Origin of the sequence: Ruegeria sp. HKCCD6428 (genome assembly GCF_013110595.1) — a bacterium.
Taxonomy (GTDB): domain Bacteria; phylum Pseudomonadota; class Alphaproteobacteria; order Rhodobacterales; family Rhodobacteraceae; genus Ruegeria.
In genome coordinates this window covers 20,780-34,264 of sequence record NZ_WVQX01000013.1, presented here as the reverse complement: position 1 = coordinate 34,264, position 13,485 = coordinate 20,780, and the positions used below count along the sequence as shown (strand labels likewise).

The 13,485-nt window shown below is 58.9% G+C and carries 12 protein-coding genes; 9 read left to right on the top strand and 3 right to left on the bottom strand.

The window, feature by feature from the left end; genetic code table 11:
• Genes GS620_RS22335 through GS620_RS20380 form a run of 3 tightly spaced genes read right to left on the bottom strand, consistent with a single transcriptional unit; the run spans nucleotide 1 to nucleotide 3,303 of the window.
• Complete coding sequence (locus GS620_RS22335) at nucleotides 1–1,542, bottom strand: GMC oxidoreductase (RefSeq protein WP_171617564.1); 1,542 nt, start codon at nucleotides 1,540–1,542, stop codon at nucleotides 1–3.
• Nucleotides 1,539–2,318: a methyltransferase domain-containing protein gene (locus tag GS620_RS20385; protein ID WP_171120556.1), complete on the bottom strand. Its 780-nt coding sequence runs from the start codon at nucleotides 2,316–2,318 to the stop codon at nucleotides 1,539–1,541. The genes GS620_RS22335 and GS620_RS20385 overlap by 4 nt, the downstream gene beginning before the upstream one ends.
• Before the next feature lie 13 nt (nucleotides 2,319–2,331).
• Entirely contained in the window at nucleotides 2,332–3,303 is a 972-nt protein-coding gene (locus tag GS620_RS20380) for an NAD(P)-dependent oxidoreductase (protein WP_171617563.1), read from the bottom strand.
• 171 nt (nucleotides 3,304–3,474) lie between these two features.
• Here GS620_RS20380 and GS620_RS20375 point away from each other — a divergent pair, with 171 nt between their 5' ends.
• The 9 genes from GS620_RS20375 (at nucleotide 3,475) to GS620_RS20335 (ending at nucleotide 13,445) form a co-directional block, all read left to right on the top strand.
• A complete protein-coding gene (locus GS620_RS20375; RefSeq protein ID WP_171617562.1) occupies nucleotides 3,475–4,566 on the top strand; it encodes an NAD(P)-dependent oxidoreductase in 1,092 nt (363 codons plus the stop codon).
• Between the two features lie 163 nt (nucleotides 4,567–4,729).
• Nucleotides 4,730–6,100 carry a nucleotide sugar dehydrogenase gene (locus GS620_RS20370; RefSeq protein WP_171617561.1) on the top strand — a complete coding sequence of 457 codons (1,371 nt, stop codon included), beginning with the start codon at nucleotides 4,730–4,732 and terminating at the stop codon, nucleotides 6,098–6,100.
• 120 nt (nucleotides 6,101–6,220) lie between these two features.
• Nucleotides 6,221–7,240, top strand: coding sequence for a hypothetical protein (locus GS620_RS20365; protein ID WP_171233805.1), 1,020 nt, complete (start codon nucleotides 6,221–6,223; stop codon nucleotides 7,238–7,240).
• An 18-nt stretch (nucleotides 7,241–7,258) separates the two neighbouring features.
• Entirely contained in the window at nucleotides 7,259–8,428 is a 1,170-nt protein-coding gene (locus GS620_RS20360) for an FAD-dependent oxidoreductase (RefSeq protein WP_171617560.1), read from the top strand.
• Nucleotides 8,428–8,850 carry a GtrA family protein gene (locus GS620_RS20355; RefSeq protein ID WP_171617559.1) on the top strand — a complete coding sequence of 141 codons (423 nt, stop codon included), beginning with the start codon at nucleotides 8,428–8,430 and terminating at the stop codon, nucleotides 8,848–8,850. Before GS620_RS20360 ends, GS620_RS20355 begins: the two co-directional genes overlap by 1 nt.
• A 39-nt stretch (nucleotides 8,851–8,889) precedes the next feature.
• Nucleotides 8,890–9,834, top strand: coding sequence for an NAD(P)-dependent oxidoreductase (locus tag GS620_RS20350; protein WP_171617558.1), 945 nt, complete (start codon nucleotides 8,890–8,892; stop codon nucleotides 9,832–9,834).
• A complete protein-coding gene (locus GS620_RS20345) occupies nucleotides 9,831–10,643 on the top strand; it encodes a sugar phosphate isomerase/epimerase (protein ID WP_171617557.1) in 813 nt (270 codons plus the stop codon). The genes GS620_RS20350 and GS620_RS20345 overlap by 4 nt, the downstream gene beginning before the upstream one ends.
• 11 nt (nucleotides 10,644–10,654) lie before the next feature.
• Nucleotides 10,655–11,449 (top strand): glycosyltransferase family 2 protein, encoded by a 795-nt coding sequence (locus GS620_RS20340; RefSeq protein WP_171617556.1) that lies wholly within the window; start codon nucleotides 10,655–10,657, stop codon nucleotides 11,447–11,449.
• 70 nt (nucleotides 11,450–11,519) lie between these two features.
• A complete protein-coding gene (locus GS620_RS20335) occupies nucleotides 11,520–13,445 on the top strand; it encodes a hypothetical protein (protein ID WP_171617555.1) in 1,926 nt (641 codons plus the stop codon).
• Nucleotides 13,446–13,485 lie beyond the last annotated feature (40 nt).

Here is a 13,485-nt window from a genome sequence, read left to right as displayed (position 1 = left end):
TCAGGCTTCGGGTGCAAGCGTTCCGATCCGGTGGGCATTCGCCATCACACTGAATGTAATTGTCGTCGCCGGGATGGTCGGCAGGACAGAGGCATCAACGACGTGAATGCGCGTCGCACCATACGGGCGCCCCAGCACATCGCTTTCACCCGGGCCCGGGTCATCCGACATCGGCAGATCACCTCCGACATGAAAACTGGCCCCCGGCGCCCCGAACCGCGCTGCAAAAGACAAGCTGGTCAGACCAAGCCCCCGCAAGGCCCGGCCATAGCGCGCAAGCGCTGCCCGCATTGTCTCGGCGGTTGCGGGATTTTCGTTCAGTTCCGGGCGTAGCCGCCCATCCTCTGCCAGACGCAAGGCTATTTCATGCGAATGATCGGAATGCAGGAAAACCTGCGCCACGATCAGACGTCGGGCCAGCGCCTCAAGCAGCGGCCCGCTGCCGGGTATCCGGTTTCCATAGTTCTGTTTCAGATCGCGGGCATAGTATTCATTCCAGGTATAGATCTGCGCGTGAACCAGTTGCCGCGACACGGTCGGGTCATCCAGTTCGGCAAAAAGCTGCGGCAGCGTCTGATAGGGCAAAACATCGGGCCGCCTGGGTGCCCGCCAGCGGTGCAGCATCGGCAGAAAGGCCTGCTGGCTGTCTTTCAACACCAGCTCCTTGCCCCGCAAGCCGGGTGACGCCAACAGGATACGCGCGCTTTCCAGCACCCCGGCGGCCAGAAACACCCGGTTTCCGCGGACATCGCTGCCATCTGCCAAAGTGACGGCAACCTCGTCGCCTTCCTCGCGGACCTGCCGCACCACGTGATCCGCGCGGTAGGCAAAGCCTGGCTCTGCCTGCAATGTCGTACGCGCCTGCCGCGCCGACCAGATCAGCGACCACGGGCACCCGTGCAGACACAGCCCGCAGGTCTGACAGCCCGGCCCAACCGCCTGCCGCGCCAGACCAACATGCATCCCAGCCCCCTGCAATGCCTTCGCCTTCTGCCTGGAACGGGCCAGCAGCATCTCGGCCTGCGCGGTTGGTGGAACGGGTGTTCGGCCTGTCATGTCGCAGGCGGGAAAGAGGTTTTGCAGCCCGTCCTTTTGCCCGGACACAGGCATTATTTCCGCCACCGCCCTGTAATGTGGGGCAAGATCGTCGGTTGTTATGGGCCAGTCGTCGATATCCGCCTGCCGATACGGCAAGACCGCAGCGCCCCAGACATTGGACAGCCCGCCCGCCGCCCGCGACGCGCGCAAAGCAAACCAATCCGCCCCTTCCGCCAGTGTACGCGCAGATGAGGCCAGCGCATAACCTGTCCCATAGCGCCACACCTCGCCCTCCGGAGCCTGAAACTGAGGCTCCATCCAGGCTGTACGCGCCTCGGCGCTCCAGTCTTCGGCGCGGGTTCGGGACATCTGCTGCACCCGATCCGTAACCTCGGGTCCTGGTTCCACCCCGGCATCCAGCATCGTGACGTTTCGCCCCCGCGCCAGTAAGGCCCGGGCGACGGAAACCCCGGCAGGCCCGGACCCTATGACAAGATCGCTCACTGCGCCTTTACTGCCCGGACCAGAACCAGCATTTCATAGTTGGGATCATGGGTGGACAGTTCTTCGGGCGCAATTTCACTGGCCCCAAGGCCGTGCAGGTTGCAGATGCAGGTAAAGACATTGCCAACGGTCGACACCTCGACATTCTCTGCCGGGAAGACCGCCCGGAACAGGCGGCGCTTGGACTGGCTGGTGAAATGCCAGTATTCGCCCCAGTCATCCACGCCTTCGCGCCGCGCCACACGGGTCATCCCATGCGAGGTGCACAGCACCACACCACCGGGTTTCAGAATGCGTTCCAGCGTAGCAATCGCCTTGTCGACCTCAAAGATCATCTGAAGGGTTTGGGTGATGATGATGCAGTCGAAACTGTTGTCGGGAATATGCGGCGCATCGGTGATATCCGCCACGATGGTCGCTTGTGGATTGCCCTCGACATAGCTCAGTACATCCGCCTGCGTGACCCGGTCACCGCCGAATTTCTTCGTATAGGCCGGATCGCCGAATTCCAGAACCCGGCCACGGATGTCGTCGCTGTGGTTTTGCAGGAACTCTTCCATGTAATAGCGCTCGATGGTCAGCAGATCGCGGTCCTGGCCGAACACGGCACTGATCGGCGACAGCCGCCGCAGCCCGCCGAAATCCACCGACCCCACGGGGGTCGATTGCAGATTGTGCAGCCGCTGCTGTTTGCGGATCCATTTCCGCAGCCTTTCGGGCAGCAGCACAGTCGCGGTGTCGCGCACCAGCTTTTCAACTCTTTGTCCCGGTGTCATCGTGATCAGCCCTTCATGCGTAGGCTTTGGCGCGTTTCTCGGCCATGATATCGGCGATGATATCATCCAGCGTGCGCGCCGGGCTGAACCCGGTGAACCGCCGCAGCTTGGACACATCCGGCAGACGGCGGGCCATGTCTTCGAACCCTTCGGGATAGACTTCTTCGTAAGGCACCAGCCGGATTTCCGAGGTTGAGCCCGTCATCGCGATGACCTTTTCGGCCAGCCCCCGGATCGTCACCTCTTGCTCACCGCCGATGTTGAAGACCTGGCCCCTGGCTTCGGGAATATCCAGCAGCCGGACCAGCGCCTCGATCACATCGGCCACATGGCTGAAGCAGCGCGATTGTTCGCCGGTGCCATGAACCTGAATTGGCTGATCCGTCAGCGCCGCTTCGATGAAGTTCGGCACCACCATGCCATAGCGCCCGGTCTGGCGCGGGCCAGTCGTGTTGAAAAAGCGCAGCACGACCACCGGCAGATCCACCTCGCGCGCATAGGCCAGTGCCATGAACTCATCCAGCGTTTTGGCGCAGGCATAAGACCAGCGCAGCACGCTGGTTGCGCCGATCGTCAGGTCGTCATCCTCGTTGAACGGGAATTTCGATGCCTTGCCGTAGACCTCGGAACTGGAGGCGATGAAGACCAGGGGCTTGTTGCGCAGGGCCGCGCGCAACACGTTTTGCGTGCCGTCCACATTGGTTGCAATCGACTGGCTGGGCTGATCCATGATCAGCTTGACCCCGACCGCGGCGGCCATGTGAAACACCGCGTCAGCAGCCCCGACCAGTTCCTCGACCAATGTGGCATCCAGAACGCTGCCTTCGACAAAACGCAAGGCGGAATGATCCTGAACGGAAGACAGGTTTTGCAGCGATCCGGTGGACAGGTCATCCAGCACCGTCACCTCATGCCCATTGCCAATCAGACGCTCGGCCAGATGTGATCCGATAAAACCGGCCCCGCCCGTGATCAATATTTGCATGAAAAGCCCTCGTACCAACAGAATCCACTCTAATGCCACAGGCTTAGCATAGGGATCGGTGGCCACCAAATGGTAGATACCGCTATGGTGCGCTGACAGGCCGGGCCTGCACAGTTTTGGAAAAAGGGCTGAATTGTTGCACAACGCATTAAGAATGTTGAACCTGCGGACATGACCGAAAAACACGTGGACCCCCGCCCCGGCGACGGCCTTGCTGGCCAGCGCGTGGTCGTGACCGGCGCCACCGGCTTTATCGGCCGGCGCCTGATCGATGCGCTGCTGAAACTGGGATGTGACGTGACCGCCTTGCTGCGCACGCGCCACGGGGCTGCCGCGTTGGAACAGGCCGGAGCAAAGGCACTGGTTTGCCCGCTGCACCCCGGCCCGGCTCTGACGCAGGCGCTGGACGGTGCGGCGGCTCTGTTTCATCTGGCTTACGATTTCCGGGCCTCCGGCGCGGACAACCTTGCAGCCTTCGACGCGCTTGCCAAAGCCGCCGAAGACGGGTCTTGCAACCGTATCGTGCATCTGAGTTCCGCCGTGGTCTATGACAGCTGGCCCAACGGGCCGATCACCGAACGCAACCCAATCACGCCGGAAGATGTGCAAAGCTATCGCGGCGCCAAAATTGCGATGGAACAGAGACTGTTGCAGGGGAAATGCGACGCCGCCATCTTGCAGCCGACCATCGTCTACGGGCCCGGCAGTGCGCTTTGGACCAACGGGCCATTGGCGATGATGCGCAGGGGCGGCATCATCCTGCCCGACCCGCCCGGACAATGCCCGGCCGTGCATGTCGATGACGTGGTACAGGCCGCTCTGCGCGCGGCCTCATCGCCCCGGACCGGGGTCGAGCGATACCTGATCAGCGGGCCGGACATGTTGGGATGGAAGACGTTTTTCGAAGGCTATGCCCGCCTTGCCGGATGCGGGGAGGTTCGGATTGATCCGGCTGCGAACCCGACCCCGCCGCCGTCGCCCAATGGCAATGCGCCCTCAGGCCCCTCTCTGGCGGGGCAGCTCAGCGCGCATCTGCGCCGCCTTGTCGGGCGCCGCCGGGTCGAGGCCGCCGCAGACTGGGCACGGTCCGTTCAAGCCCGGCTGGCAAAACCCCGGCCCGTGATGCCTGACATGGCGGGACGCAGGCTTTTTGCCGGTCAGCCAGAGGTTTCAACCCGATATGCACAGGATCAGATCGGGTATGTGCCTCGTGTTTCCTTCGACGAATGGATCGAGCATATGCGAAAACAATCGGCACGCTGATTCAAGACTGCCTTGTTTTTGGAAACACCCATTCCGGGTCTTTGCCGGGAACGACAAATTAGTTGGCTTCGTTCCCGATCTGTCCTATCCGATGAAGAGAGAAGGTTTCCAATCTGCTAAGCTAATTTTAATTCAGTGTGACTTTGTACGATCAGGATAGATTATGAACTACGAAACCTCGCACCATCAGTCCCTCAAACAGCTTATCGCGGCGCGCGATGCGCGGGTTGCCGTGGTTGGGCTTGGCTATGTCGGGCTGCCGCTGGCGCTGACCGCCTATGATGAAGGGTTTGATACCACCGGCGTTGATCTGAACCCCGACCGGGTGGCGCGGATCAATCAGGGCGATCAGGTCATATCCTATCTGGCATCCGACCGGATCGCACAGGCGGTGGAGAGTGGGCGCTTTCGCGCAACGCAGGACGCCGCAGCACTGGCCGAGGCCGATATCATCCTGATCTGCGTGCCGACCCCGCTGACCGACGCACAAGATCCGGACATGCGCTTTGTCGCTGCCGCCGCGCAGACCATCGCGCAGCATCTGCGCCCCGGTCAGATGGTGGTGCTGGAAAGCAGCGTCTGGCCCGGCGCCACGACCACGCTGGTTCAGCCGATCCTCGAAGCGGGCGGTCTGCGGGCAGGTTCCGATTTCTTCCTGGCCTTCTCGCCCGAGCGCGAAGACCCTGGCAATGACAAATTCGACACGCACAGTATCCCCAAGGTGGTTGGCGCCGACGATCCGCTGTCGCGGCAACTGGTCGAGGATTTCTACCGCGCCATCGTCACCAGCGCCGTACCGGTCAGCTCGGCCGCCACGGCCGAAGCGGTGAAGCTGGTCGAAAACAGCTTTCGCACCGTCAATATCGCGCTGGTCAACGAATTGAAGACCGCGCTTGAAGCAATGGACGTGGATGTCTGGGAAGTGATCGAGGCTGCGGCGACCAAGCCGTTCGGCTTCATGCCCTTCTATCCCGGTCCTGGAATTGGTGGGGCCTGCATCCCGGTGTCTCCGGCCTATCTGGCCTGGCGCGCCGCGGATGCAGGATCTGATACGCCGCTGATCAATCTGGCCCGCTCCAGCAATGACGCGGTCCCTTCGATGCTGGCGGCACGGATGGCGGCGGAACTGGCCGCGCGCAACGGGTCTGCACTGGCGGAAACCGGGCAACCCCTGACCGGGCAGCGCATTCTGTTGATGGGCATCGCCTATAAACGCGATGTCGAGGACACCCGCCGCAGCCCGGCGCTGGTGCTGCTGGACGAGCTGGAAAAGCTGGGGGCCGAGGTTGACTATCACGACCCGTATTTCCCCTGCCTGCCCGAAGGTGGCGAATACCCGCAGCTTGCGGGCCGGACATCCCAGCCGCTGACGGCGGACAACCTGAAACGCTATGCGGCGGTGGCCGTCATCACCGATCACAGCGCCCCGGATTATGGTCTGGTCGCGCGCGAGGCCGCGCTGGTCTTCGACACGCGCAACGTTTTTGAAAAGCAGGGGATCAGGGTGGCAGACGGACGGCTGGTCAAGATGTAACCGTCTTGCCGGCGATGGCGCACCCCGTCGGCTCCTGCCCGAATATCGATATGTGTTGACAGATATTCTCTGCATCAGGACACTTTCCAGGATAACACCATGCGGGTTCAGGAGCGATAATTGCAGGTTTCATCAGCTGCCTCATCTCATGTGAAGTCGGCCTCTGCACAATTGCGCGGTGAATACCTGATCAGTATTGCCATTCTGGCAAAGGGCGATATCGCGGATATCGAGAAGACAACGCTTGAAGCGTTGCAGTTTCTGGAAAACACAACCGAGTTCTTTGAAATCCTGCTGCTTGTCGGAACAACGGATTACGATCGTAACCGGGACGTTTTTGACCGTCTGTTCCATCTGCGCAATTTGCGCAGCCTGATCCTGCGTGAAGGAACCGGCGAGTACCGCGCCGCTGTTATTGCCGCAATGGAAACAATCGGCGACTTTGCAATCATTGTTTCCCCGGATGAACACCCCCTTATCGATCTTCGGAAAATCTACGACACCATGACCAGCACCGGTGCCTCGGTCAGGTTGCGGAACCCAAACCGGGCTGGTCTTCCGGCCCGCGCTGCGGCCGGTTTGCTGAGCCTGATTTCCGGCTATGACGTTGATCCTCAGATTCTGCGGTCAGCGGCGTTTCATCGCTCTCATATCGGGTGGATCGCCTCAAGATCCGATCGGGAAATTGCCTTGCGTTTCATGCCACGCAGCGGCGGGCATTCCGAAGATGTCACGACGCTGGACGTCGATCCGGGTCAGGATTTCCGCAACAGACGCTCAATCTACCTCAAGTTCGGGATGGCGATGGAAATCCTGTCCAACTCGCCCCCCAGTATTCTGCGTTTTCTGGCGATGCTGAGCTTTTTTGTTTCATTCTGTTCAGTTCTGTTTTTCTTCTACGCGATCTGCCTGTTCGTCTTTGGCGCCACGCTGCAACCCGGCTGGTTCACGACCAGCATCGCGATCAGCGGCTCCACCGCGCTGGCGGGCCTTTTGTTCGGTGCCATTGCGACAGCGCTCTATCAGATTCTCAACAGATTGCAGGACAATACGGGCGACGAGGTCATCCGGGAATTGAACAACACCGATTTCTTCAAGAATTTCCGGAGGGTCAATGTCGAGACCATGGCTCCGGATTGACGCCCCCGATCAACCGTGATGACCCATTCAGCCCCCCCTGAACCGGCAGGTGCTGCGGATTTCGACGTCGTCATCATAGGCGGCGGGTTCTTTGGCTGTGCGCTCAGCCTGCTGTTTCGCAGTATGACCGACCGGATATTGGTGATCGAACGCGACGCCGAACTGATGACACGTGCCTCGGCGGTCAATCAGGCGCGGGTTCACTCTGGCCTGCATTATCCCAGAAACTTTGTCACAGCGCAGCGGTCCCTGAAGAACTTTCCGATATTCACAGACGCCTTCCGAAGTTGCATTCAGGACGATTTCGAAATGCTCTACGCCATCGCCCGGCGCAAATCACATGTGCAGGCCAACCGGTTCGAGGCGATGTACAAGCTGATGGGGGCCCCCATTCGGCGCGCCAGCCCGTCGCAAAGCGCCTTGTTCGACACAACTGAAATCGAGGCGGTATTCACCTGTCAGGAATATGCGTTTGATTGGACCAGGCTGCGGCAACACCTGCGGGCAAGAATGACCAAGCATGACGTACCTGTCTGGTTCGAAACCGAAGCACATCGGGTTCGGAAGACCAAAAGCGGGCATCTCGAAGTCGACCTTTCGAACGGCGCCACGGTTGGCGCGAAAACTGTTTTCAATGTCGGCTATGCCCAGCTCAATACATTGCTCAGAAACAGCGGTCTTGATCTGTACCCTCTCAAGCATGAAATGGTCGAGATTGCGCTGGTCACCCCCCCTGCCGAGTTGAACCACCTTGCCGTCACCGTAATGGACGGGCCTTTCTTTTCGGTCATGCCCTTCCCGGCAGAAGGGGCCTATTCTCTGTCGCATGTCCGCTATACGCCTCAGGCGTCGTGGGTCGATACACCTGCGGGCCCTTCCGCATATGAACAGTTCGAACAGTTGCAGCATCACAGCCGCTGGCGTCATATGGTCAATGATGCGGCGCGCTATATGCCCTGCCTGGCTGGCATCGAATGGCAGCAGTCTCTGTTTGACGTAAAGACGGTGCTGTTGCGCAACGAGTTTGACGATGGACGACCCATCCTGATGGATGAGCACGAGCAGATGCCGGGCTTGTTTTCAATACTCGGAGGGAAAATCGACAATATTTTCGACCTGTTCGAGTTTCTCCAGGCCAGACGCCCGGACTGGGCCGCGCTGTCGCCACATCTGGTGACCGAGACCTGATGCGCTTTCTGAGGTTCACAGCAATCAGCGGGATCGGTCTGGTCGTCGACATTGTGATGGCCCTTTTCCTGCATCGGGTTGCCGGGGTCCCGCTGTGGCTATCGGCGACGCTGAGCTTTCTGGCTGTTGGTGCATGCAACTACCTGCTCTTCGAATTTTGGCTGTTCCGCTCTGACAACAGTGCCGTTTCGATGCGGCGTCTGGCCGGGGTTCTGCTGAGCGCGGCCTGTGCCGGCGGTGCCAGAATCGCAACAATCGTGGCAATTGAGCCCTTTGTTGACGCTATTCTTACAGCCAGCTGGCTACGCGACACTCTGATCCTGTTGGCGGGGGCCAGCGTGTCACTTACGGTGAATTTTGTTATAAACTCCCGCATTGTTTTCAAACGGAATACGCAAGGGTTACCACCGGAAGAGTTGTAAGCCTGATCTGTGTGTCAAAGAGTTTCAAAGGATTAAAAAATGGATTGTCTCGTCGGATATACAGGGTTTGTCGGCGGGAACCTGGTTCGTCAGCACAAATTCTCGGGCCTTTTCAATTCATCCAACATTGACCAGGTGGCTGAACATGACTGTGACATGCTTGTGGTTTCGGCCGTCCCCGCCACGATGTGGTTGGCCAATCAGAATCCCGATGCGGACCGGGCCAATATTCTGGGATTGTTCGAAAGGCTGCGTCATGTACGGGCAGATCATGTCGCCCTGATCTCGACAATCGCAGTCTACCGCGACCCATCCGGCGGCGTGACCGAAGACAGCGACGATTTTGAAACCGAACTTGCTTATGGGCGCCACCGCCGAGAGTTCGAGGCCCTGATTGCGGATTGCTTTCCACGCCATTCCATACTGCGTTTGCCGGCTTTATTCGGGCACGATCTGAAAAAGAACTTCCTTTTCGATTGCATGAACCCTGTACCCTCTTTTTTGAAGCCTGAAAAATACGACGCCTTGTACGCGGCAACAGAGGCTGCCGAACGGCACATTGTCGAACAGGGTTTCAGCTGGGATGAGACCGCCAGGATGTGGCGCTGCAACCGGGCTGAAATAGCAGCTTCGGGCACCGGCAAACATCTGCGTGAAATCTGCGAAACCGCCGGGATCACGGCGCTTGCCTTCACGCACGCCGACAGCATGTTCCAGTTCTACGACCTGTCCAGATTGTGGCGCGACATCATGACAGCCCGTGAAAACGGTTTGTCCTTCCTCAACCTTGCAACCCGTCCTCTGCGCGCCGGCGATATTTATGAAAGTCTGACGGGAGCCCCCTTCAACCACCGTGCAGCACCGCAGATCACTCAGGATATGCGCAGCCGGTTCTCACATCTCTGGGGGCGTCAGGATGGCTATCTGCTTGGACGGGATGACATTCTGTCCGGTATCCGGGAATTTACCGGGATCAACCAATGAAGCTGTCTGTTTCAAATATCGCCTGGTCCCCCGATCAGAGGCTGGAAGCTTATGCGCTGCTGCGTGACCATGCGGTCAGCGGACTTGAGTTCGCACCGGGGTTGCTGTTTCCCGATCTGGCCGCGCCGCTGGAGGCAACGGCGCTGGAGTGCGAACAGGTCCTCTTGCAGCTTGCGGAATTCGGGCTGCGCCCCTCTTCGATGCAATCACTTTTGTTTGGCGCCGATAACGCCCGGCTTTTTGGCTCGCCTCTGGAACAGGAAGCCTTGCAGGACGCCATGAAGGGCGCCATCAGGCTTGCAGCCCGTCTGGGGTGCGAAAACCTTGTATTCGGCTCCCCGAAAAACAGGGTGATCCCGGATGACATGACCAAAGCGCAGGCCGAAGCAATCTGGCGCGACAGTTTCTTCAGGATGGGGGATGCAGCGGCAGCGGCAGGTGTTGTCATCGCGCTGGAACCCAACCCGGTGCAATACGGCACGAATTTCATGACCCGCATTTCGGATACGCTGGATGTTGTCAAATCACTTGATCACCCGGCAATTCGCATGAACCTGGATCTGGGGGCCGCCATCATGACGCATGAGATCGAAACATTCGAGACCTGGCTTCCTGCCGCTCTGAGTGTTTCAAACCACGTTCATCTCAGCACCCCAGAACTGGCTCCTCTGTCAACGCAGGTGCCGGTTGTCAGACATGCCGCGGGCGCGTTGGACACGGCGGGCTGGCGCAAGTGGATTTCGGTTGAAATGCGTGGCGGGATTCCCGCGCTTTCGGATTCTCTGACCTCGTGTTTCGGGCCGCGATGAGAGGGGGCCACATGTCCATGGATGAACCAGACCACCAGGTCCCCGCATATCAATGCGCCGTTTTCAAACCCCGCGTAGCTTCCACGGCTCTGGTGATCCCGGTCATCAACGAAGGCACACGACTGCTGGGTCAATTGGACGCCATCGCCGACCTGCAACCGCCGGTGGACATCATCATTGCCGATGGCGGATCCGACGACGGGTCTACGGATGCGCAGCAACTGGAATACAGAAGGGTCCGGGCCTGCCTGACCAAGACCGGCCCCGGCAGGCTGAGCGCGCAATTGCGAATGGCCTATGCCTGGGCGCTTGAACAAGGGTATGACGCGATCATTACCATGGACGGCAATGGCAAGGATGGCGTCGATGGAATCCAATCCATCCTCGAAAAGCTTCAGGCCGGATATGGCTATGTGCAGGGGTCGCGCTATGCGCCCGGAGGCAGCGCGATCAACACCCCCCTGTCACGGTGGATCGCAGGTCGCCTGATCCACGCGCCTTTGATCAGCCTTGCGGCGCGGCACTGGTTCACTGACACCACCAACGGGTTCCGCGGTTATTCCCGCGCCTTTCTGACAGACCCGGGCGTGCGCCCGTTTCGGGACGTCTTCATGAACTACAATCTGCTGTTTTACCTGTCCGTACGGGCCTCGCAGCTCGGGTATGACGTCACCGAAGTCGGTGTGACCCGGGCCTATCCAGACAGTGGGAAAATACCAACTAAAATCAATGGGTTTCGTGGAAAATTCGACCTGTTCGGCGAATTGATCGGGGCCGTGACAGGACGCTATCACCCCAAGGTTTAGACATTCAAACCGGCATTGCGAAATTCAACGACACCACCGATTTCCGGTACAAGGCGAAGGCAAGGAAAAGATGAACACCCACCAGTACTGGCCCGGCATAATTCTTGCGATCCTCTCATTTCTTCTGCTGCTGCCACTGATGCTATGGCTGCCCGAACAGTTCGGGCACGCACCCGGCGTGATCAGTGCGGCACAGGCTGAAGGGTACAACAATCGGATTGCACATCTCACGAGCCTGCTGTGGATTCTGGTTACCCTGACGGGTGTCTGGGTGGTGTCCCGCAACACAGAGCCGTCCCCCATCGCCCCACCTCGATCTGTAGATAAGCCGGGTTTGGCCGTGTCCTGCCTGCTTCCATTGATCACAATTCTTGCCGTTGTGTTCCTGTACTTCCCCCCTGCGCTGGCGCCCAAAGGATCGTATTTCGAAGAGTCCATCCATTTGACAGCCATACACAGAATGCTGGGCGGTGATGTTCCATATCTGGATTTCGAGTTCCTCTACGGGCCTTTGATGCTTTATCCGGCCTACTGGTGGACCCAGCTGACATCCTTCTCACTGACGTCCTTCTACACCTATGTGATGCTGCTCGAACTGCTGGTGATGCTGGCTCTGCTCATTCCCATTCAAACGTATATTTCATCATTCTGGGCTCGGGTTGGCGCGTTCCTGCTGCTGTCCAGCCTGTATTTCAATACGATGCTCGGACCAAACCAGAATGGTCTGCGCAAACTTATGGGCGTTCTGATCCTGATCAGCGTCGCCCAACGCCCATTGCATTTCGGGCTAAACGTGCTCCACGGTGTGGCGGTCGGGCTTCTGCTCAGCTATTCGCAGGAATTCGGAGCCGCGACTGCAATTGGCATTCTGGCGATCTATGCGTCGCTGTTCATCAAATTGCGGGACAAGCGCGCCATCCTCGCGTTGCTGGTTACAGGGGCTGTGTCCTGTATCGTCTGGCTGGGATGCCTGTGGCTGCTGCTGGGACCGGCCATGATGGATTACTTTTCCGTCATCCGTTACCTGACGGCCCAGTTTGATTCCGGCGAGGCCGCATTTCGCTTCTACTGGACAGCTTCAAGCCTTGCCGTATTTGCCCTGATACTTATCGCAATCTGGCTTGTCGGAACCGCCCTGAGCCGCAAGTGGACCGAAATGCCAGGCCCCGGCGATCTATTGGCCATCGGCGCGTTGGCCTATGCCGCGCTTTTGCTCAAAAGCGGCCTCAGCCGGGCAGATCAATGGCACCTTGTTCCCTGCGCCCTGCCCATAGCCTTCAGCCTCATTCTGCCACTGCGCACGTCTGTCATGCCGATTACTCGGCGTGTTCGCGTGCTGGGCATCATGCTGACACTGATACTGGCCCTGACCTATTCTTTCGGACAGTTCACAATCGTCCGATACGTCTTCCGCGAAGGCTTGCTTGCGAATTACAAGGCCATGCTTTCGGATCGGCCCCCCCAGACCGCACAGCATATCGACAGCGAAAGACCAAATATTCTGAACGAACGTCGAAACCCGTCCGAGGATATCGTCGAACTTGCCACCTTCCTTGCAGAGCCGCCACAAAGGGGCGCCAGGGTTTTCGCCTATGATCGCCTGTGGTCTTTGCCTATGAAAGTGGGTGTTTCCAAGTTCGGCTATCTGACAGACAACTTCATCTACGGGGATGATCGGGGCAATTTGCTTCGTCAGGCACTTTCAGAAAATCCGGATGTGCTCGTCGTGATCGAACGCGAAGCCTATGACTGGCTGAGATCCACACCCGAAGATACATCCGCAACGCCCGAGCCGGACTGGATCAGTTCAGGACAGTTTGGCCGACTGCGGGAAATTCTGTCATCAGCCCATGTTCTTGCTGTACCGACCGAAGTCGCGCAGATTCAAACGCGGTGGCGGCGTTTGGTCGGCAATTACCTGGCTGACAATTATACGCCGATATTCAGCAACGACAGTTACGTTGTGCTCGGGCATCGAAACGAACCGGAGGATTAGGACAACCATATCCTTTGGCCTCTGTTTCGCGCGCGAAACA